The organism is Rhodococcus sp. P4_B6, from assembly GCF_056402215.1.
Window position 1 is genome coordinate 75,528 of record NZ_JBFUHV010000020.1, and the last position, 21,837, is coordinate 97,364.

Here is a 21,837-nt window from a genome sequence, read left to right on the forward strand (position 1 = left end):
CGGCTAAGGAGTCCAGAGACTCGTTAACCGCGCACAGGCGCGTCAGCGCCTCACGGAGGAGTACCGCTCGCGGACGTCGGGTGCCGGGTCGGCCTCGAAGCGCCGGGTGGACGTCTGGCTCCACTGCGGCGGCTCCGGGGTCCCGGCGAGGGTCCAGGCCGCTTGACGGCACGCGCCGATCGCGACGTATTCCGCCGGCTGCGGCACGAGAACCGGCGCCCCGAAGATGGCGGGCGCGAGTTCACACAGTGCCTGTGAGCGGGCACCGCCGCCGATCAAGAGGATCCGACGCACGGTGACGCCCTGGGCGATCAGGTGGTCGATGCCTTCCGCCAGACCGCACAGCAGCCCCTCGACGGCCGCGCGAGCGAGGTGGGCGGGCGTCGAATTCGCCAGCCGCAGACCGTGAACGGAGCCGGTGGCGTCGGGACGGTTGGGGGTGCGTTCGCCCTCGAAGTACGGCACCATCACCAGGCCGCCGCTGCCGGACGGCGCCGACAGCGCCAGCCGCGACAGCTCGTCGTGATCGACTCCCAGTAGCGAGGCGGTCGCGTCGAGGACCCGGGCGGCGTTCAGCGTGCACACGAGCGGCAGCTGGCGTCCGGTGGCGTCGGCGAAGCCGGCGACGAAACCGCCCGGATCGTTCGCCGGTGTCACGGACACCGCGGACACGACGCCCGACGTTCCCACGGAGACGACGACGTCGCCCTCCTGGGCGTCGAGGGCGAGTGCTGCGGCGGCGTTGTCCCCGGTGCCCGGTCCGACGGCGGCACCCCAGCGGGTCTCACCGATCCGCTCGGCGGGCCCGGCGACACGCGGCACGGCGGCCGTGCGCCCCCGCAGCGCCAGCGACAGCAGGTCGGTCCGGTAGGAATCCGTTGCGGCGGAGAAGTATCCGGTGCCGCTGGCGTCGCCGCGGTCGGTGGCCAGGGTGCCGAGGTCGGATCGGCCGGTGAGCTGCCAGGCGAGCCAGTCGTGGGGCAGGCACACCGCGGACGTCCGGTCGGCGTTCGCCGGTTCGGAATCGGCGAGCCAGCGCAGTTTGCTGACGGTGATCGCGGCGAGGGGCACCACACCCACCGCATCCGCCCACGCGTCCGGACCGCCGAGGTCCTCCACCAGTTGCGTGGCGGCGCCGGCGGAGCGAGTGTCGTTCCACAGCAACGCCGGACGCACGACCGCGCCCGCGTCGTCGAGACAGACCATGCCGTGCTGTTGCGCTCCGACCGACACCGCCGCGACGTCGTCGAGTCCGCCGGCGGCGGCGACGGCGTCGTCGAGGGCCGAAGCCCACTCGCGCGGATCGACCTCGGTGCCGTCCGGGTGCGAGGCCTTGCCCTCGCGGACGAGTGCGCCGGTGTCGGCGTCGCAGACCATCACCTTGCACGACTGGGTGGACGAGTCGATGCCCGCGACGAGTGTCATTGCCGCACACCCGCCGCGCGGTCCAGTGTCTCGCGGGTAGGGAGGTCCGCCCCGGCGCGCGCGACCGTGAGGCCCGACATCAGTACGGCGTTGTCGAGCACGTTCCGCAGTTCGTCCGGTTCGATCGCGTGGAGGGCGGCGCGGCTCTCCGCGCCGAGGAAGCCGTGCGACCAGAATCCGTCGAGGAGTCCGGCCATGAACGCGTCGCCCGCTCCGACGGTGTCGACCACCTCGACGTGGCGGGCCGCGACCTCGACGAGTCCGGCCGCGCAGACCGCGAAGGCGCCCTCGGCGCCCTTCGTCACCGCGACCATCGCCGGACCGCGCGACAGCCACGCGCGGGCGATGTCGACGGGGTCCCGATCGGGGTCGTACCAGCGGAGGTCCTCGTCGCTGACCTTGACGATGTCGGAGATCGACACGAGGTGCTCGATTCGCTCCCGGGCGCGCGTTTTGTCGGTGATCAACACCGGTCGCACGTTGGGGTCGTAGCTGATCGTCGCGGCGGCGCGCCGGCGTTCGAGCATGTTTGCCACCACATCGCAGCCGGGTTCCATCACGGCGGCAATGGAACCGGTGTGGACGAGCGACGGGGCGGATGCCCCGCTGGGGGAGGGGAGGTCCCACTCGATGTCGAACTCGTAGGTGGCGGATCCGGCAGTGTCGAGGGTGGCGTGGGCCGTCGCGGTTCGCTGCGCGGTGACGCTGCCGGGCGCGACGATCACCCCCGACTGCTCGAGGTGCCGGATGATCGACCGGCCCCGTGTGTCGTCGCCGATCCGGGTGACGAATTCGACCGGACGACCGAGCCTGCCGAGGCCGACCGCGACGTTGAGCGGGCTACCGCCGACGTATTCGGTGGTGGCGCCGTCGCTCGCCGTGACGATGTCGATGAGGGCTTCACCGATGACCAGACTCATGACTGCACCTTCTCACGCAGAGCCTCGAGTGTCTTCCGTGCGCCGACGCCGTGCAGTGAGTCCAGCGCCCAGAGGTAGGCGGTGACGAAGCGCGGGTTGTCGGCCAGATCGCCGAAGACGGATCGGTTCTCGATGAAGGCCGTGGGGTTCTCGTGCTGGCTGCGCGCGATCGGGACGAGGGAGTCCTTCAACTGGTCGACGACGTCGATGGGTTGTCCGTCCTCGTCGACTCCTTCGGCGTAGCGGGCCCAGCTCGCCACGATCGCGGCCGACAGTCGAATGTGCCGGTCGGCCACCAGGTTCTCGCGGATCACCGGCAGCAGCCACTTCGGGATGCGGTCGGACGATTCGGCACACAGGCGAGCGACGGTGTCGCGGATCTCGGGATTGGAGAAGCGTTCGATGAGCGTGCGCTTGTAGTCGTCGAGGTCGACGCCGGGGACCGGCGCCAGGGTGGGTGTGGCCTCGTCGTCCATGTATGCGAGCAGGAAGTCGGCGAACAGCGGATCCTGTGCGACGTCGTGCACCAGTCGGTACCCGGCCAGGTATCCGAAATAGCAGAGGCCCTGGTGGCTGGCGTTGAGCAGGCGCAGTTTCATCAGTTCGTACGGTTCGACGTCGTCGACCACCTGTACACCGACGTCCTCGAATGCCGGGCGTCCGAGCGGGAACGCGTCCTCGAGCACCCATGACGTGAACGGCTCGGCTGCGACGGGCCACCGGTCGTCGACGCCGAAGCGCGACGACAGCGCCTCCGTCACCTCGGGGGTGGTGACGGGTGTGATGCGGTCGACCATGGAGTTGGGGAACGACGTCTCGGCGCGCATCCACTCGGCGAGGTCCGGGTCCTTCAACTCCGCGTACGCCAGGAACATCCGGCGCGCCACGTCGCCGTTGCCCTGAATGTTGTCGCAGGACATGATGGTCGGTGACGGCAACCCGCGCGCGCGGCGCCGGGACAGGGCCTCGACGACGAGTCCGAACGTGGTCCGCGGGACGGCCCCGTCGGTGAGATCGTGCACGACGTCGGGGTTCTCGGCGTCGAACTTGCCCGTGTCGTGGGTGAAGTTGTAGCCGCCCTCCGTGATCGTCAGCGAGACGATCCGGGTGGTCTCCGCGGCGATCTTCTCGATGACCGCCTCGGGGTCGTCGGGGGCGAGAAGATAGTCGACGATGGACCCGATGACGCTCACGTCCCAGGTGCCGTCCGGGTGTCGCAGCGCCAGCGTGTACAGGCCGTCCTGGGCGTCGAGGGCGTCCTTCATGCGCCGGTCACCGGGCAGCACCCCGACTCCGCAGATGCCCCAGTCGCGCGCCTGACCGCGCCGCAACAGGCGGTCGACGTACATCGCCTGGTGTGCCCGGTGGAATCCGCCGACACCGAAATGCACTATGCCCACGGTGATGTCGCCTCGGTCGTAGTTCGGCACCTGCACGGTGTCGTCGAACTGCTGCAGTGCCTGCGCGCTCAGTTGCATCGGTCTCTCCTCATTCCTGGACGCGTACGACGGCCTTGAGGCTGCCCGGCGTCCGGTCTGCGTTCAGTGCTTGTTCCGCCTCGGCGAGCGGGAATCTTCCGGTGACCATCGAATCGAGGTCGACGCGCCCGGACCGCGCCAGCGCGATCGCCGTCGGCCAGGTGTTGGCGTAACGAAACACCCCGGTCAGAACCAACTCTCGGTTCTGGATGGTCTGGACGGGCAGCGTCATCTCGGGGGCGCCCATGCCCACCAGGACAACGGTTCCCGCAGGCCGGACCGCCTGGATGCCGGCCAGTACCGCGCTCGGGGCGCCCGACGCGTCGACGAACGAGTCCACGTGAAGTCCCGCGACGTCCTGCTCGCGCGGGTCGAGCACTGCGGTGGCACCGAATTTCGCTGCGACGTCGCGCCGCCGGGGGTCGAGGTCGGAGACGACCACCTCGGTGGCACCGAACGCGAGGACCGTCTGCACCAGTGCGATTCCGATCGGCCCCGCACCTGCGATCAGAACCCGCGAACCCGCCGTCACGCCGGCCTTGCGGGTGGTGGCGATGGCCACCGACAACGGCTCGCACAGTGCGGCCGCGTCCTCGGACATCTCGTCGGGAATCGGATGCGCGAACGCCGAGCCGATGGTCACGTACTCGGCCAGCGCCCCGTCGATCGGCGGGGTGGCATAGAACTGCATGTGCGGGCACAGGTTGTAGAGACCGCGCCGGGATTCGTCGGTGTCCGGGTCGGGGCGCTGCGGTTCGATGGAGACTCGCTGCCCGATGCGCTCCGCCGAGACGCCGGCCCCGACACCCACCACGGTGCCCGACGCCTCGTGTCCCAGCACGATCGGCTGATCGACCACGAACTCGCCGATGCGGCCCTCGCGGTAGTAGTGGGCGTCCGATCCGCAGACGCCGACCGAGGCCACGCGGATCAGGACGTCACCGGGGCCTGGAGTGGGCACGGACCGTTCCCGGATTTCGATCGCGCCCGGCTCGACGAGCACGCTGGCACGCATCGTCCTGGGGATATCCGATGGGAGTGTTGTGTGGGTCACACTTCGATGCTAGCGTATTGAGCAGATGAACGCATAGTGATCATTTGCTCACGGCTTCTCGAGGCTCCGAAGACACACTCGACGGGCTCGGGATCATGGCGAGGAGAACCAGTGACGTCCCCCAACTCGACGGCCCCGACGCCGTCTCCCATCGCGGCACCACCGCCGTCCACGACGGAGGATCTGCGCCTCGCGTTGCGCGCCGCAACGTTGTACTACCTCGACGGAATGACCCAGGCCGAGGTCGCCACGCGACTCGGTGTCTCCCGCCCGACCGCGGGCCGGCTGGTGGCGCGAGCCCGTGCCCAGGGCCTGGTGCGCATCGAGGTGCAGGCACCCGCGCATCTGCGGGATGCACTGCGCTCGGACGAGGAGCGCGCGCTCGAGGAGAAGTACGGCCTCGTCGAGGCGGTGGTGGTCGCCGACTCCGTCGACGCCGCCGGTGCGATCGACGACCACAACAGCTTCGCCGGTGTCGGGCGCGCCGCCGCATCCCTCCTCGTCCGCCGGATCCGGGAAGGCGACACCCTCGGATTCACTTGGGGGCCCGAAACGGTCGCCGTCGCGCAGGGGCTGCCGTCCGGTGCGGCCACGTGCGCATCCGTCGTCCAGCTCGACGGCTCGGTGAGTGCGATCAACTATCAGACCGGAACGGAGTACGTCCTGGGTAGATGCGCAGAGCAGCTGCAGGCCAACACCGTTCGGCTTCCCGTTCCCCTGTACGCGGACGCATCGACCGTGGTATCCATGCGGGGCGACTCCGTCATCTCCAAGGCGCTCGAGGCGGGCCGGACTGCRGAGATGATGATGTTCGGCACGGGCGCCGTCTCCACGTCGACAACGTTGTTCGAGGGCAGCTTCATCGACACGGACATGCTGTCCGTGCTCACCGGCCTCGGCGCGGTCGGTGAAGTCGGTGGACGCTTCTACCGGCTCGACGGAACCGAGGTCTCCGGACCACTGGACGAACGGGCCATGTCCGTTCCTCTCGACGACATCCGCGCGTGCGAGGGATCGATCCTCGTCACCGGTGGCGTCGCCAAACACCAAGCGGCACTGGGTGCCCTCCACGGCGGACTGGCCAAGATGCTGGTTTGCGACATCGAATGCGCGCGTTGGCTGCTCGATCAGTAGCACCACGCAAGAGAGGTGAAGATCGGTGAAGAAACACAGGAAACCGGCGACGATGCTGGTAGCGGGGGCAGGAGCACTCTGCCTCACGCTCAGCGGATGCGCGGGCGCCGGATCGCTGGGCGCATCGGACCAGACCATCACCATCGCGATGGTCTCCAACTCGCAGATGCAAGATGCGCAGAAGCTCGCCTCGCAGTTCGAGGAAGAAAACCCCGACATCGACCTGAAGTTCGTCACGCTGTCGGAGAACCAGGCGCGCGCGAAGATCACGGCATCCACCGCAACCGGTGGCGGCGAGTTCGACGTCGTGATGATCAGCAACTACGAGACCCCGCAGTGGGCGCAGTACGGCTGGCTGAAGAACCTGTCGGAGTACGCCCAGGCGACGGAGGGCTACGACGAGGCCGACTTCATCCCCACCCTGCGCGAGTCGCTGTCCTACGACGGGAGCATGTACTCGGTGCCGTTCTACGGCGAGTCCTCGTTCCTGATGTACCGCAAGGACTTGTTCGAGCAGGCCGGAATCACCCTGTCGGAGAAGCCGACCTGGACCGAGGTGGCCGCGGCGGCGAAGCAACTCGACTCCGAGGACATGGCCGGCATCTGCCTGCGCGGCAAGCCCGGCTGGGGTGAACTGCTCGCACCCCTCGACACCGTCATCAACACGTTCGGTGGCCGCTGGTTCGACGAGGACTGGAACGCTCAGCTGACCAGCCCCGAGGTGGAACGCGCGGTCCAGTTCTACGTCGACCTGGTGCGCGAGTACGGCGAGCCCGGCGCCGCGACGAGCGGTTTCGGCGAGTGCGCCACGCAGCTCGCTCAGGGTCAGGTGGCGATGTGGTACGACTCGACGTCCGCCGTCTCCACGCTCGAGGATCCGTCCTCGAGCGCCGTCGTCGGCAAGATCGGGTATGCACCCGCGCCCATCGAGGTGAAGGACAACTCCGGCTGGCTGTACAGCTGGGCGCTCGGAATCCCCGAGAGCAGCGAGAACCCCGATGCGGCCTGGAAGTTCATTTCGTGGATGACCGACAAGCAATACATACGCACGGTCGGTGAGGATCTCGGCTGGGAGCGGGTGCCTCCGGGCAGCAGACTCTCGACCTACGAGATTCCCGAGTACAAGGAGGCCTCGGCGGCGTACGGACCGCTGACGCTCGAGGCGATCGAGAACGCGACCCCGGAAGCTCCCACCGTGCAACCGGTTCCGTACACGGGCGTGCAGTTCCTGGCGATCCCCGAGTTCCAGGATCTCGGAACCCGCGTCAGCCAGCAGATCAGCGCGGCGATCGCCGGCCAGCAGACCGTGCCCGAGGCACTCGCCCAGGCACAGCAGTACGCCGAGGTCGTCGGCGCGACCTATCGGGAGGAAAGATGACCACCATCGCCGAGAAACCCACCGCGGACGGCACCGCCGACCGGGTGCGGGAACTGCGGGAGGCCAAGGACGACAGCGTCTCCCGGGCCGAGGGCTGGCGTCGCCGGGGGCCATTGCTGCCCGCCCTGATCTTCATGATCGTGGTGACGCAGATTCCGTTCCTGTTCACGCTGTACTACTCGACGCAGTCCTGGAACCTGGTGCGGCCCGGTTCCCGCGAGTTCGTCGGGCTGCAGAACTACGTGGACGTGTTCAAGGACAGCCAGTTCCGTGAGGTCGCGGTCAACACCGTGATCCTGATCGTCGGGACCGTGCTGATCTCGGTGGTGCTGGGTCTGCTCCTCGCGCTGCTGCTGGACCGAGCGTTCCTGGGCCGTGGCATCGTGCGTACTCTGCTCATCACGCCGTTCCTGGTGACACCCGTCGCCGGCGCGCTGCTGTGGAAGACGACGATGTTCGACCCGGTGTTCGGCATCGTCAACTTCGTGCTCTCCCCGTTCGGGGTGGGGCAGGTCGACTGGGTCAGCAAGTTCCCGCTGGCCTCGGTGATGGTCAGCCTGGTGTGGCAGTGGACGCCGTTCATGATGCTGCTGATCCTGGCCGGACTGCAGTCGATGCCGCGCGACATCCTCGAGGCGGCCCGGGTGGACGGCGCCAAGCCGTTCGCGATGTTCCGCGAACTGACGCTCCCGCATCTGCGCCGGTTCATCGAACTCGGTGCCGTCCTGGGTGCGATCTACCTGATCAACACGTTCGACGCCATCTACATGATGACCCAGGGTGGCCCCGGCACCGCCAGTGCCAACCTGCCCTTCTACATCTATCAGCGCGCATTCCTCGGTTTCGACATCGGGCAGGCCGCCGCGATGGGCGTCATCGTGGTGATCGCGACCATCGTCGTCGCGACCCTGGCGTTGCGCCTGATTTTCAAGAGCTTTACCGGTAACGAGGAGGCAGCGTAATGAGTACCGACACTGCGGCGGCGCCGGTGGAGTCCACTTCCACCGCTCCGGAGACCAAGCGGGCGCGCAAGCACCGCAAGTTCAGCCCGTGGAGTGTGGTGGCGTGGATCGTGGCGCTCGGCTTCTTCTTCCCGGTGGCGTGGATGGTGCTCACCGCGTTCAAGCAGGAGGGCGACGCCTACACGACCCCGCCGAAACTGTTCTTCACCCCCACCCTGGACCAGTTCAAGGCGGTCCTCGACAGCGGCATCGGCACCGCACTGCTGAATTCGGCGTTCGCGACCGCCATATCGACGATCCTCGTGCTGGTGCTCGGGGTGCCGGCGGCGTTCGCGCTGTCGCTGCGGCCGGTCCGCAAGACGAAGGACGCCCTGTTCTTCTTCATCAGCACGAAGATGCTCCCGATCGTCGCCGCGATCATCCCGCTGTACGTGATCGTCAACGACATCGGACTGCTCGACAACATCTGGGCGCTGATCATCCTGTACACGGCGATGAACGTACCCATCGCGGTGTGGATGATGCGTTCGTTCTTCCTCGAGGTTCCGGGCGAACTGCTCGAGGCCGCCAGCATGGACGGCGCGAGCCTGTGGACGTCCGTGCGTGAGGTGATCCTCCCGCTCGTGTCCCCCGGTATCGCGGCGACCGCGCTGATCTGCGTGATCTTCTCGTGGAACGAATTCTTCTTCGCCGTCAACCTCACTGCCGTTCAGGCGCAGACCATTCCGGTGTTCCTCGTCGGATTCATCACCGGTGAGGGCCTGTACTGGGCCCGGCTGTCGGCGGCGGCGACGCTGGCGGCGCTCCCGGTCATCCTGGCTGGTTGGGTCGCGCAGAACAAACTGGTTCGCGGCCTGTCCTTCGGCGCGATCAAATGATCACCCCGGCAACCACTTCCCCCACCGTTAGTACCCACCTGAGGAGCAATCATGGCTGACATCGCGTACAAGGGCGCCTCCTGCCTCTACGAGAACGCCGACACGCTGGCGGTCGATTCGCTCGACCTCGACATCGAAGACGGCGAGTTCATCGTCCTCGTCGGCCCGTCGGGTTCCGGCAAGAGCACGGCGTTGCGGATGCTCGCCGGCCTCGAGGACATCGACGAGGGCACCATCGAGATCGGCGGCAAGGACATGGTGGGGGTGCCGTCGAAGGATCGCGACATCGCGATGGTGTTCCAGAACTACGCCCTCTACCCCAACAAGACGGTGGGCGAGAACATGGGATTCGCGCTGAAGATGCGCGGGGTCGGTGTGGAGGAACGGAAGAAGAAGGTGGCCGATGCCGCCAAATTGCTCGACCTCACCGACTATCTCGACCGTAAACCCGGCAAGCTGTCCGGAGGTCAGCGTCAGCGGGTGGCGATGGGCCGCGCGATCGTGCGTGAGCCGCAGGTGTTCTGCATGGACGAGCCGCTGTCGAACCTCGACGCCAAGCTGCGCGTCCAGACCCGCACCCAGATCGCGGCGCTGCAGCGCCGGCTCGGCACCACCACCGTGTACGTCACCCACGACCAGGTCGAGGCCATGACCATGGGTGACCGGGTAGCCGTCCTCAAGAACGGCAAGCTGCAACAGTTCTCGGCTCCCACCGAGCTGTACGATCGCCCGAAGAACGCCTTCGTCGCCGGTTTCATCGGTTCGCCTGCAATGAATCTGATGACCATGCCCATCGTCAGCGACGGCGTGCGCCTCGGGAACTCGACGCTCCCGCTCGAACGCGAGCAGCTGTCGACGCTGCACGCGGCCGGCCTGGAGACCGTGACGGTCGGCGTGCGGCCCGAGCAGCTCGAACTGTCGACCGGGGAGGGCGGCATCGAGGTGATCGTCGACCTCGTCGAGGAGCTCGGGAGCGAATCGTACGTCCACACCCACATCGCCGGGGACGGCACCCAACTCGTCGCCCGGTCGTTGACCCGCACCCCCGCCCGGCTCGCCGACACCGTCTCACTGCGCAAGCGAGACGGAGCGGTGCACCTGTTCCACCCGGAGACGGGGGATCGGATCGGGGACTGACGTCGGGTTCCGGATTCGCCGTGCGGGCAGGGAAGTAAGACTCCCGCGCCCGCACGGCGATGCGCGCTTCGACCTCGAGGGCTACGACTCGCATCTCGACGCACACCTCGGCACAGGCAAAGATGTAATGACCTCGTGTGAGGAGGACACATGCAGAACATGCGAAGTTCGCGGCGTCGTCGGCGTGCCCGACCCCCGCGGAAGCGCCCATGCCGACTCCGAGCCGGGCCGGAACCCCCCAGCGGGGATGCAGTACGTCTCCGACACCACAGGTCGACACTGGTCTTCGAATGCGTAAAGAGGAACCTGCCCTCGTCCGGTAGCGACACCAGGGCAGAACCCTGGCATCACCGGCGTACGAACATCCGTAGGAGGAGTTGTGTTTGTCCCGTTCAGTGTCAACGATTTTCTCGACCGCGCGGAGACCGTGTACGGGGACAGGATCGGTGTGGTCGACGAACCTGACCAACCCGCCCCGTCCCAGGGGTCGCTGACCTACGCCGAGATCGCCGACCTGGCCCGCCGCCAAACCGCCAAGCTCGATGAACTCGGCATCGGCGCCGGTGAGCGGGTCGCGATCGTCAGCCACAACTCCAGCCGGTTGATGACCTCGTTCTTCGGGGTCAGCGGTTCGGGCCGGGTGCTGGTCCCGGCCAACTTCCGGCTGCGCCCCGACGAGGTCCGTTACATCGTCGAGGACTCCGGTGCCCGCGTCCTCTACGTCGATCCCGAACTCGAGGACGCGCTCGCGGAGGTCGACTGCGAGCACAAGTTCGTCCTGGGCTCGGACACCGACCTCTACGCCGCTCCCGGGGCGGTGCCGCAGCCGTGGGAGCCGGACGAGTCGGCCATCGCCACCCTCAACTACACCTCCGGGACCACCGCCCGCCCGAAGGGTGTGGAGATCACCCACCGCAACATCTGGGTCAACGCGGTCACGTTCGGGCTGCACGCCGGGATCGGTGACCGGGACGTGTACCTGCACACGCTGCCGATGTTCCATTGCAACGGCTGGGGTCAACCGTTCGCGCTGACCGGCGTCGGCGCCCGGCACATCGTCCTGCGCAAGGTCGACGGCGCCGAGATCCTGAGGCGGGTCCGCGACCACGGGGTCACGGTGCTCTGTGGGGCGCCGGCGGTCGCGTCCGCGGTCCTCGAGGCCGCACAGACCTGGGAGGGCGAGATTCCCGGCCGGGACCGGGTGCGGATCATCATGGCCGCTGCGCCGCCGCCCACGACGACCGTCGTGCGGGTCGAGGAGGAACTCGGTTGGGAGTTCATCCAGATCTACGGTCTCACCGAAACCTCCCCGCTGCTGACCGTCAACCGCACCCGCGCTGAATGGGACGACCTCGACCCCGAGGACCGCGCGGCGAAACTGATCCGGGCCGGCGCCCCGGCGCTCGGTGTCCGGCTGCAGATCGAGGAGGGCGAGGAAGGCGCGGGGGAGGTGCTGGCCCGCTCCAACGTCGTGATGGAGGGCTACTGGAACAAACCGGAGGAGACCGAGAAGGCGCTGGCCGGTGGCTGGTTCCACACCGGCGACGGTGGCGTCGTCGGCGACGATGGATATCTGACCATCGCCGACCGGAAGAAGGACGTGATCATCACCGGCGGTGAGAACGTGTCTTCGATCGAGGTCGAGGACTGCCTGTTTTCCCACCCGGCCGTGTCCGAGGTGGCCGTGATCGCGGTGCCGAGCGAGAAGTGGGGAGAGACGATCAAGGCCCTGGTGGTCCTGACCCCCGGCACACCGTCCGACAGCGGCACGGAGGCGGAGTTGATCGGCTGGTGCAAGCAGCATCTGGCCGGGTACAAGGCACCGACCTCGGTGGAGTTCCGCAGTGAGCTGGCCCGCACCGCCACCGGCAAGCTGCAGAAGTTCAAACTGCGCTCCCCGTATTGGGACGGACACGCACGTCAGGTCAACTGACATCGAGTTTTCAGTGTGGAACGTACCGGCCGTGCAGGTCGATACGTCTCAATTCCTGGGTGGAGGCGCCGCTGCGGTGGCGGACGATGGATGTCATCGAGGGCGGAGTTCTCCTGCCCCGCCCCACCGAGGGCACATCAGACCCCAGCCGGCCCCACGTCAGGCCGGCCAGCCAGCACGCGCTGCTCGAGCTCTTCCGGATAGCCCTGCTCGAACGAGGAGTTGGCTTGTCACCCGCACGACGACCGACGGCAAGCAGGTGAGCGCGCGCGGATGCGACCACTGGGAGTTCCGGGACGACAAGATCGTCCGCAAGGACTCCTACTGGAAGATCGTCGACGCCCCCGCCTAGGACGGCAGCCGGGCTGCGCGGAATACCCCGTGTCCGTCAGCCACTGCCCTCGATCCTCGCTCATCCGCACAGCCGAATCGACTTCCTGTGCGGCTGGGCGTCCCATTGGGTGGGGCGAGCCCGGTCGAAACCGGGCAGCAGGTACGGTGAGAGAAGATAAAGTATAGTTATGATGTTTAAGCGTGGGGTGGAGCCTCGGCGGACGCACCCTCCGGCTTCGTCAGACTCTCATCCGTCCTGAAGTGCGTTGGCGGGGATATGAATTCTGTGGAGAAAGACGTCTTCTCTGTCGATCTCGGTCGAGTGCGGGACGACTCCGTCTCGAAGTTGGTCGACGGCGTCGTGCATCAACTGGAGATGACGATCGCGGTCGGCCTGCTGGCCGGCGGGGAACGGCTACCCACCGAGGCCGAGTTGGCCGCCAAACTGCAGGTTTCGACGGTGACGTTGCGGCAGGCTCTGACCGTATTGAGGGACCGCGGTCTGATCGAAACCCGGCGAGGCCGGGGCGGGGGGAGCTACGTCCGCGACTTCGGCACCGCCGACCGCGAACGGGCGGACGCGCAACTTCGCACGACGAGTGCGGAGAAGTTGCGGGACCTCGGGGACTTGGTGGGGGCATTGACCGGCGCGGCAACCCGCCTTGCGGCCCTGCGCACCTTGCCCGAGGACGTCGACCGGCTGGAGGATCTCGCACGGAATTTTGCCGAGGCCACTCGTGCGGACGTTCGACGCCGCGCGGACAGCCGCTTCCACATCGAACTCGGCGCCGCGGCGCAGTCGTCGCATCTGACGACGTTGATCGTCCAGGCGCAGGCCCAGGTGGCCCCGCTGCTGTGGGACACGGACGCGCTGGATCCGCACGATGCGATCCGCGAGCACGCGTTGATCGTGGAGGCCATCCGCAATCGTGATCCCGACGCCGCGCACCGCCATGCGCTGGAGCATTGTGCACGAGAAACCCGCGTTCTGGTCGATCGTCACCTCGCGTTGGCGGCGACGTGAAGAACGAGGACGGCCGCCGGCCCGCGCAGCTTCCGGATTTGGATCGGCTGACCGCAGAGATCACCGACTATCTGCGCGCGACACTGGACAGCCTCACTCGTGTGCGTGCCGACATGCGCGAGTTGCTCGATCGCGTCGAGCGGGACGGGCGTCGACCCGCCCGCTCCGATCTCGGCGGAATCCGCGAGAGTCTGCAGGCGTGTCTACGGAACCCCGAGTACGCGGTGGATCGCATCGGCGTGGCCACCGCCGTGGACTATCTGACGGACAGCCCGTACTGGATGGAGTGGTGGGGCTACGACGACCACGGGGATCTCGAGTTCATCGGCCACAGCGTCAACCCCGGACAGGTGTCCTTCTACGACTACTCCAGCCGGGGCTGGTTCTCCATTCCTCAGACCTGCGGCACCCCTGCCATCATCGGACCGTACGTCGACTTCGGCGGTATCGACTCCTACAGCTACACGGTCACGATCTCGGTGCCGGTCATCACTGCGGGTGGTTTCGCCGGCGTCGCGGGTGCCGATGTTCTGGCGCATCGGTTCGAGCGTTTCCTGTTCACGGGGGACCGGGGCCGAAGTCCCGTCGTTCTGGTGAATGCGGACTTGCGCGTCATCGCCTCCACGACGTCCGGATACCTACCCGGGGACCTTCTGCAACCGGACGACGTCACGTCGTGGTCCACGTCGGAACTGGCCGCGGACCTCTTCCCGAACGGCAGAAGCTGGCAGTTGGTGTCGCCTCTGCCCTGATCCCGGGGCCTCGGATCCGCGGTTACCCGTGTCCGGTAGCCCCTGACCTGGCACTTCGCGCTAGAAATTTAAAAAGTGAAAATATCTTCTATTGCTTATAGACTTTCCTTGTGCCACGATGATGTGGCGGGCGTCACAACTCCTGCGGCGCGCGGGACTACCGCCGGCGGTGGGAGCGAGCCTGGGCAATCGCCAAAGACGTTGTGACGCATGCAGCTTTGTGGACGTCCGCCGCCGTTGTCGGATTCCCAACTTCGAGGTCGAGCAAGTTGGCCTTCGCTGCAGCAGTCAACTTCACTACTTCGGTTTCAGGAGACATGCATGTACGACGTGATCGTCGTTGGTGGCGGTACAGCGGGAGTGGCCACGGCCTACTTTCTTCGAGACCTGAAATTGGATATCTGCGTGCTCGAGGCAACCGGTGAAGTGGGAGGAAGGTCGAACACGGTAGATCTCGCGGGGGCGAGTGCGAACTCCGGTGCACTGTTCATCTACAGGAACACCCGGACCGAAGAACTTGCCACCGAACTCGCGCTGGACGTCGTACCGTTCGAACCCGCGACGTACGGAATCCATGTCAACGGCAAGACGATCGTCGCCGAGACCAACGAAGACCTCGTCGCACGTCTGGATCTGACCGACTCCGAAAAGGCGGAGTTGAGCGAATTTTTCGACAGTGCCCTGCTCGAATACAACGAGCACACGAGCAACGGCGTGCTGGACCAGGACGATCAGGGTCTGGCTACCGAGACGATCGCCGACCGGCTCAGCGGACTGCAACCCGGCGTACGTCAGATCATCGACGCCGCTCTGCGCGGCGGGGCTGTCGGAGACCCGGCCAAGCTGTCGGCGAAGTACGCCCTCCGCTACTTCGCGAGCTACCTCGCGCGAGAGAAGCGCAACCGATCCTTCGCGCTCGGCGGCATGCAGGCCATCCCCAGGGCGATGCACGGCCACCTGCCTGCGGACACCGTTCGGTTCGACACCGTGGTCACCGGTGTCGCCTTCAAGGACGAGCAGGACGCTTACGAGGTCAGCTTCACCGGCCCGGAGGGAGTGGGAACACTCCTGACCCGTCATGTCGTATCGACGCTGCCTGCCCCTCTGGTTCCCACCGTCTTCAGTGATCTACCGACATGGAAGACCGACGCGCTCAGCAGCTTCGACACTCCCGGCAGCACCACGCTCAATATCGTCGCCGATATCGACGGCCTGTCCGGCATCGAAGACTGGGCGTTCATCGTGACCGCCGGAATGCCGTTCGACGCGATCATCAACCCGACCCCGGGCCGGGTAGGACCCAACTGGGCCGCGGGCAGAGTGCAATTCACCTGCTACGGGAATTCCACCGGGTTCCAGCCGGGGTTCGCCGAAGACGAGGCCCGCGTCGCCGACTGGGTGGAGAGCTTCTTGACCGTTGCACCGCAGCTCAGAGGAAGGATCACCGGCGTTCACGCACGTACGTGGGAACACTGCTTTGCACTACTCGGCCCCGATCGCGCCGCGAATCTGGCCGAACTCCAGCGGTCGGTGGGCTCGATCCACTTCGCCGGGGACTACACGTCCGAGACCGCGGGGACCCACGGGGCGTACACGGAAGCAGAACGTGTCGCTTCCCTGATCCGGGCCTCCGTTGCCTCCTCGAACAACTGACCGACGCTCGCCGGCCCGACACCGACTTCAGAACACCATCACTGACGAGGAGCTCGTTATGACGACGATCAACCCTTTGGACGATGCGCCACTGTCCAGATTCCACAAGAAGCTAGCGCTGTTCTCCTCGGGCGGACCGTTTCTCGACGGCTACGTCTTGTCGATCATCGGTGTCGCGATGGTGCAGTTCGCGGATCAGTGGAGCCTGTCGTCCGTCGAACAGGGCCTGGTCGGTGCCTCGTCGCTGATCGGAATCCTGCTGGGCGCCTATGCCGGTGGATGGCTGACCGACAAGTTCGGACGTGAGATTCTGTTCACGATCGACCTGGTCGCCMTCATCGTGTTCTCCGTGGCTCAATTCTTCGTCCAAGACGTCGTGTGGCTGATCATTCTGCGCCTGCTGATCGGTATGGCCGTAGGTGCGGACTATCCGATCGCCACCTCCCTGCTGACCGAATTCACGCCGCGCAAGTACCGGGGTCCGTTCCTCGGCGCGTTCGTCGCGATGTGGTTCGTCGGCGCCGCAGCTGCTTACGTCGTCGGAGAATTCCTGGCACGAACGGGACACGAAGACGCATGGCGTTGGATGCTGGCCAGCGCCGCAGTGCCTGCGACTCTGATCGTCCTCGCCCGGGTCGGAACACCCGAGTCCCCCCGTTGGCTGGCGAACAAGGGAAAGATCGACGAAGCGAACGAAGTGATGCGGAAGGTCTACGGACCCACCGTCAGCATCGCAGACCTCCCGAGGGAAGACGGCACCGTCAGCGTCAAGGATCTCCTGCGATCGGGATACGGAAAGCGGATGGCTTTCATCACGCTGTTCTGGACCTGCTCGATCGTGCCGCTGTTCGCCGTCTACGCGTTCGCACCCGCCATCCTCGGGGCACTGAAGCTCGAAGGCGATGCAGCACACTTCGGGTCGGCCGTGATCACGATCCTGTTCCTGGTCGGATGCGTCGTCGCGCTGCTTCTGGTGAATCGGATGGGCCGGCGACCCCTCCTCATCCACAGCTTCCTGTGGTCCGGACTCGCTCTCCTGATCCTCGGACTGTTCCCCGAAGCACCGAGCGTGATCATCATGGCGCTGTTCGCGATCTACGCGGTGGTCATCGGCGGCAGTCAGATCCTGCAGTGGGTCTACCCGAACGAGCTGTTTCCCACCGAGATCCGGGGTTCCGCGGTAGGAATGGCCTCCTCGCTCAGTCGCATCGGCGCCGCGGTCGGCACGTTCCTGGTGCCGCTGTCGCTCAGCGGTATCGGCATCGGCCCCACGATGCTCATCGCKGCCGCCATCACCCTCCTCGGCGCGGTCTTGTCACAGGTCATGGCACCGGAGACCCGCGGAATGGCACTGACGGAAAGCGCCGCACTGAGCACCACCACACGCACGACGCTACCTACCGCCTGACTCCCAGCCGGCAGGGCAGATACGATTCGCAGGTACCCGGGCGCTCGCCGAGCGTCCGGGTACCTCACGGCTACGAGCGATTCGACGTTCCCGGACCCCCGACGAGCCTTCCCAGCGCGAGGCCGACGTGCAACTCCAAGCGGTCCTGGCCGATCGACAGATCCAGCGTCGTGAGTTCCTGAATTCGACGTAGCCGGTAGTAGAGGGTCTGCCGATGAATGCTCAGAGCATCGGTCGTTGCGGCAATGTCGCCACCATTGTCGAAGAAGGTCTCCGCGGTGGAGAGAAGGTCTCGGTTCCGGTGCTCGAACAGCGCCCTGACCGCAGGGGTGATGACCGCTTCGGCGATGAGCTCCGCGGACGCGATTGCGGCCAGCCGATACACGCCGAGCTGATCCCAGTACGCCACCGGCCCCTTGGAGGGCTCGAACGCAATGACGTCGAGGCACAGCCTTGCCTGCCGCCAACTCTTCCTGGCATCCCGAAGGTTCGCGTAGGTTCCCCCGACTCCGACGACGCTTCCCTCGGCGGTGTAGCTGTCGACAGCTGAGCGAAGTGCGGCAGATGATGAATCACGGTGCGTTACAAATACTGCCGTGAGTCGTCCCATCGGCACCGCGGTGACGCCCGGCCGTCGATCGATCGCGTCGTGGTCCGTTGCGAGCATCGTGAATTCGGCGTCGGACACGTCGCCCGACGCCCGGAGATGCTCGGCGGCAGCCGAAGACCTGTCCGGATCGCCTTCCAGCAGGTCCGCAAACGCCCCTGCCAGGTGTCCGTTCCCCGATGCGTCGGCGGCGAGCAGCGCGCCCGCCTGGGCCGCGAGCGGCATCAATTCTTCGAGTTCATGGTCGGAGATCGATGCGTCGTCGTCCGGCAGGACGAACAAGAACCCGTACGTTTTTCCTCCGTGCCGGACGGGGAGGCAGATTCGTGCCTTCGAGCCGGTATTCCTGTTCGCCGGTGTTCGAACCGGCCTGGTGGCGTAGGTGATTCCGCAATCGACGATCCAGTTGCGGGTGTCCGCATCGGTCGCTTGCCTGACGACCGACTGTGAGTGATCTTGTGACATTGCGATCGACCGGGCACTGTACGCGATCATCTCGAAATCGCTGTCGAGCAGCACTACGGACGCCCCCAGGTGCCGGCGCGTGCGTGCCATGAAATCGTCGACGCTCGCAATGGCAGCACCCCGGCCGATCTGATTCATAACTAATATATTAACATGCGGCCAGTTTGTTGATCATCCATATGTCTGACGTACACCTGCATACTTCTGGCATCTGTCGATAGTCGCGGAGCACCTCGGGGGTGTTATATGGATCACATCCAGACACGGGACGTGATCATCTCCTGGGCGGGTGCGTTGCTGCCGCCAGGTTTGATCGAAGTCGTTGGGCGAGTGGAAGTCTCGCTCGGCGGATGCGGACAGACCTCCCCGCGTCCACGTGTGTCGAATCGATCGTGAGAGCTGCCGATGTCTGATTTGGATAAGAACCCGTCACCCGCCCTGCAGAAGAGCCTCAAGCAACGTCACCTGACGATGATTGCTATCGGCGGCGTCATCGGCGCCGGACTGTTCGTCGGTTCCAGCGCGCTGCTGAACTCCTCGGGCCCCGCCGCAATCTTCTCCTACGCGATCACCGGTCTCGTAGTCATTCTCGTCATGCGCATGCTCGGCGAAATGGCCGTGGCAGACCCGTCGACGGGGTCCTTTGCCGGATACGCGCGTAAGGCGTTCGGGCACCGCGCGGGTTTCACCACCGGGTGGCTGTACTGGTTCTTCTGGGTAGTCGTCGCCGGGGCCGAGGCCGTGATCGGCGGAAAACTCCTGCAGCGGTGGATAGATCTCCCCTCGTGGCCCATGGCGGCGGCGTTGCTGCTCGCCATGGTCGCCACCAACCTTCGGTCGGTGCGCAATTTCGGTGAGTTCGAGTACTGGTTCGCCGGCATCAAGGTCGCCGCGATCATCGCGTTCCTCGCAATCGGGGCGTGCTTCGTGGTGGGCCTGTGGCCGGGGCACAGCGCGGACGTCTCCAACCTGACCGATCACGGGGGATTCGCACCGAACGGATGGACGGTCGTTCTCTCCGGTGTCGTCGTCGCGGTCTTCTCCATGGTCGGTCCCGAGATCGCCACGATCGCGGCGGCAGAGTCCGAAGAACCCGAGAAGTCGGTTGCCAAGGCCGCGAACTCCGTGATCGGCCGTGTCGGAGTGTTCTATCTCGGCTCCGTGCTTCTCCTGGCGATCATCGTCCCCTGGACTTCCATCAGGGTCGGCCAGTCGCCCTTCGTCGACGCCTTGAACGTCATGGGTATCCCGGGCGGCCCGGACATCATGAACGCGGTGGTCCTGGTTGCGGTGCTGTCCTGCCTGAATTCGAGTCTCTACACCGCCTCGCGCATGATGTTCGTGCTGGCCAATCAGGGCGACGCACCGCGTTCGGTCGCTCGGGTGGACAAGAACGGAGTTCCCCGCGGGGCGCTGCTGGCCGCGTTGTGCGTCGGGCTGGGCTGCGTTGCGCTCGACTACTTCTCGCCGACGACGGCGTTCGCGTTCATCGTCAACGCGTCGGGCGCCACCATCTTGATGGTCTACCTGATGATCGCGCTCTCCCAGATCAAACTCCGGTCAATGCTCGGCCGGGAGAAGGCCCGCGAACTCCGCTTCAAGATGTGGCTCTTCCCGTACCTCTCGATCCTCGGGGTCGTCGGTATCCTCGCGGTCTTGATCTCGATGTTCTTCGTCGAATCCACGCGATCGCAGATCTCCCTCAGCCTGGGTGCCCTCGCCGTCACCCTGATCGCATACCAGGCTCGGCGCAAGTTCGGCCCCGGGCGTACGCCGGCCGGTTCCGTCGAAGGCGGAAACATCGATAAGGAACCAGACTTCGACACCGAGGCGTCGTACGCGCTGCCGAGCGACCGGTAGTCGCGGGATTCCTCTGGGCCGGAGCACGCTGCTCCGGCCCAGAGACATGCGCTACGTGACCCCGCCTAGTCTGCTGCGTCCCCGGAACGCTCTTGCCGTCCGGGCCTCGGATGGCGGGAGGAAACGGTCAGACGTCGTGCGGCGCTTCCGGTTGCGGTGCTCGTTCCGGGCTGCTGCCGCGGCGTGCGGGCGGTCGAGAATCGGCGATCGGCCTCGGTCGCGCCGCCCCAGATCCCGTACGGCTCACGAACTGTCTGGGCGTACGTGTGGCACTCGGACACGACCGGGCAGGAGTGACAGATCTGGGTGACGAACTCTTCGCGATAGCGTCGAGCCTGCCGTGTTTCGCCGTCGGGGGAGAAGAACAGGTCGGTGTCCATGTCTCGGCAGCGGGCATGCAACTGCCAGTCCCACATCTCCGTCGAGGGTGCGTACGGGTGCGCTGTCAGAGACGCGCTCATGACTTCTCCGCTTCTATCCGGTCTTTCACGCTATCGATGACCGTAGCCGGGATCACACCCACCCGTCAATAGATTCGATCTGTGATCACAACAGGTGCTAGGGTGGCTGTAACCGTCGGTGACCTCTCTCCGGCGATCTCGCCACAACTCGGAGGTCCTCATGGGCAGGCCGAATACTCTCGTTCTGCGGGAGATGAAAACGACTCCACCGCACAGTTCTTCGTCGAACTTGCTTGCGGACCGGGTATACGAGACCCTGCGCGGGCACATCGCGCAGGGTCACTGGGCGCCGGGGACGCAGCTACGGATCCGGGAGGTCGCCGCATTGGTGGGCACCAGCGTGATGCCGGTCCGGGAGGCGTTCCGGCGGCTCGAGCAGGCGGGTCTGATCGTCACGGAGCCCTACCGGGGAGCGTCGGTGCGGGAGTTGAGTATCGACGAACTCGAATACGTGTACGACGTGCGCATCATGCTCGAGCCCGATGCCGCGCGCCGGGGCGCCGTCCTGGCCGACGACGCGGCCGTCGAGACGATGAGACAGCACTGGCGGCTGCTGGAGAGCGCGGCTGCGCACGGCGACATCGCAGGAGCCGTCGCTCAGGACGAACTGCTGCTGTCGGCGTTGTTCTCCGCGGGAAACAACCCGGTTCTCACCGGGCTGATCCAGGGCATGTGGGACACCTGCCGCCCCTACAAGAACCTCTGGGTGCGCGACGCCGTCGGGCACGGACTGTCCCGGTGGAGCTATCTCGCCGACCTCGTCGCTGCAGTCGAAACCCGCGACGGCGACAGCGCATTCCGCATTCTCGAGCACGTGTGCCGCACTTCTCGCTCCACCGTGCGCGGAATTCTCGATCCGCTGTCCACCAGATTTTCCGAGCACATCGACGGACCGCCACGGGATTTCACCGCTGGAACCCGGATCCAGGCACGAGCGTGCCGCCCACACGGATGACCGTATGGGCGGCATGGCAG

Annotated in this window: 19 protein-coding genes; 13 read left to right on the forward strand and 6 right to left on the reverse strand. The window is 66.1% G+C overall.

The features are described 5' to 3' along the window. Positions 1–42 precede the first annotated feature (42 nt). Genes xylB through AC1DWT_RS12755 form a run of 4 tightly spaced genes read right to left on the reverse strand, consistent with a single transcriptional unit; the run spans position 43 to position 4,838 of the window. Positions 43–1,425 (reverse strand): xylulokinase, encoded by a 1,383-nt coding sequence (xylB, locus tag AC1DWT_RS12740; RefSeq protein WP_095862098.1) that lies wholly within the window; start codon positions 1,423–1,425, stop codon positions 43–45. Beyond that, positions 1,422–2,345, reverse strand: a complete 924-nt coding sequence (locus AC1DWT_RS12745; protein ID WP_477920806.1) for a carbohydrate kinase family protein — start codon at positions 2,343–2,345, stop codon at positions 1,422–1,424. Before AC1DWT_RS12745 ends, xylB begins: the two co-directional genes overlap by 4 nt. Continuing rightward, a complete protein-coding gene (locus AC1DWT_RS12750) occupies positions 2,342–3,823 on the reverse strand; it encodes a mannitol dehydrogenase family protein (protein ID WP_477920808.1) in 1,482 nt (493 codons plus the stop codon). Before AC1DWT_RS12750 ends, AC1DWT_RS12745 begins: the two co-directional genes overlap by 4 nt. 10 nt (positions 3,824–3,833) lie before the next feature. Continuing rightward, the gene (locus AC1DWT_RS12755; protein WP_206013614.1) at positions 3,834–4,838 is read right to left on the reverse strand and encodes an NAD(P)-dependent alcohol dehydrogenase; all 1,005 of its coding nucleotides are present in this window, start codon (positions 4,836–4,838) and stop codon (positions 3,834–3,836) included. Positions 4,839–4,988: 150 nt separating this feature from the next. On the opposite strand from AC1DWT_RS12755, the gene AC1DWT_RS12760 reads away from it, so the two are divergent. From AC1DWT_RS12760 to AC1DWT_RS12810, 11 genes are all read left to right on the forward strand, one after another. Then, positions 4,989–6,011, forward strand: coding sequence for a sugar-binding transcriptional regulator (locus AC1DWT_RS12760; protein ID WP_072937038.1), 1,023 nt, complete (start codon positions 4,989–4,991; stop codon positions 6,009–6,011). Positions 6,012–6,063: 52 nt separating this feature from the next. Then, a complete protein-coding gene (locus tag AC1DWT_RS12765; protein ID WP_072937039.1) occupies positions 6,064–7,389 on the forward strand; it encodes an ABC transporter substrate-binding protein in 1,326 nt (441 codons plus the stop codon). Next, a complete protein-coding gene (locus AC1DWT_RS12770) occupies positions 7,386–8,351 on the forward strand; it encodes a carbohydrate ABC transporter permease (RefSeq protein WP_072937040.1) in 966 nt (321 codons plus the stop codon). Before AC1DWT_RS12765 ends, AC1DWT_RS12770 begins: the two co-directional genes overlap by 4 nt. Beyond that, the gene (locus tag AC1DWT_RS12775) at positions 8,351–9,229 is read left to right on the forward strand and encodes a carbohydrate ABC transporter permease (RefSeq protein ID WP_072937041.1); all 879 of its coding nucleotides are present in this window, start codon (positions 8,351–8,353) and stop codon (positions 9,227–9,229) included. The genes AC1DWT_RS12770 and AC1DWT_RS12775 overlap by 1 nt, the downstream gene beginning before the upstream one ends. A gap of 51 nt (positions 9,230–9,280) precedes the next feature. Then, entirely contained in the window at positions 9,281–10,366 is a 1,086-nt protein-coding gene (locus AC1DWT_RS12780; protein ID WP_072937042.1) for an ABC transporter ATP-binding protein, read from the forward strand. A gap of 13 nt (positions 10,367–10,379) precedes the next feature. Beyond that, positions 10,380–10,664 carry a 2Fe-2S iron-sulfur cluster binding domain-containing protein gene (locus tag AC1DWT_RS12785; protein ID WP_371851530.1) on the forward strand — a complete coding sequence of 95 codons (285 nt, stop codon included), beginning with the start codon at positions 10,380–10,382 and terminating at the stop codon, positions 10,662–10,664. Positions 10,665–10,745: 81 nt separating this feature from the next. Further along, positions 10,746–12,299, forward strand: a complete 1,554-nt coding sequence (locus tag AC1DWT_RS12790) for an AMP-binding protein (protein ID WP_095862101.1) — start codon at positions 10,746–10,748, stop codon at positions 12,297–12,299. Between the two features lie 610 nt (positions 12,300–12,909). Further along, a complete protein-coding gene (locus tag AC1DWT_RS12795) occupies positions 12,910–13,656 on the forward strand; it encodes a FadR/GntR family transcriptional regulator (RefSeq protein ID WP_387491168.1) in 747 nt (248 codons plus the stop codon). Beyond that, complete coding sequence (locus AC1DWT_RS12800; RefSeq protein WP_477920812.1) at positions 13,653–14,408, forward strand: PDC sensor domain-containing protein; 756 nt, start codon at positions 13,653–13,655, stop codon at positions 14,406–14,408. Before AC1DWT_RS12795 ends, AC1DWT_RS12800 begins: the two co-directional genes overlap by 4 nt. A gap of 321 nt (positions 14,409–14,729) precedes the next feature. Then, positions 14,730–16,061, forward strand: a complete 1,332-nt coding sequence (locus tag AC1DWT_RS12805) for a flavin monoamine oxidase family protein (protein WP_477920813.1) — start codon at positions 14,730–14,732, stop codon at positions 16,059–16,061. Between the two features lie 58 nt (positions 16,062–16,119). After that, positions 16,120–17,469, forward strand: coding sequence for an MFS transporter (locus tag AC1DWT_RS12810; RefSeq protein WP_477920815.1), 1,350 nt, complete (start codon positions 16,120–16,122; stop codon positions 17,467–17,469). A gap of 70 nt (positions 17,470–17,539) precedes the next feature. Here AC1DWT_RS12810 and AC1DWT_RS12815 read toward each other — a convergent pair whose 3' ends face one another. Further along, positions 17,540–18,679, reverse strand: coding sequence for a PucR family transcriptional regulator (locus AC1DWT_RS12815; RefSeq protein WP_477920817.1), 1,140 nt, complete (start codon positions 18,677–18,679; stop codon positions 17,540–17,542). Between the two features lie 267 nt (positions 18,680–18,946). On the opposite strand from AC1DWT_RS12815, the gene AC1DWT_RS12820 reads away from it, so the two are divergent. After that, positions 18,947–20,401, forward strand: coding sequence for an amino acid permease (locus AC1DWT_RS12820; protein WP_477920818.1), 1,455 nt, complete (start codon positions 18,947–18,949; stop codon positions 20,399–20,401). A 65-nt stretch (positions 20,402–20,466) separates the two neighbouring features. Here AC1DWT_RS12820 and AC1DWT_RS12825 read toward each other — a convergent pair whose 3' ends face one another. Beyond that, positions 20,467–20,862, reverse strand: coding sequence for a WhiB family transcriptional regulator (locus AC1DWT_RS12825; protein ID WP_378676396.1), 396 nt, complete (start codon positions 20,860–20,862; stop codon positions 20,467–20,469). Positions 20,863–21,022: 160 nt separating this feature from the next. Between AC1DWT_RS12825 and AC1DWT_RS12830 the strand changes: the two genes are divergently transcribed. Continuing rightward, a complete protein-coding gene (locus AC1DWT_RS12830) occupies positions 21,023–21,817 on the forward strand; it encodes a GntR family transcriptional regulator (RefSeq protein WP_477920820.1) in 795 nt (264 codons plus the stop codon). The last annotated feature ends 20 nt before the right edge of the window (positions 21,818–21,837 follow it).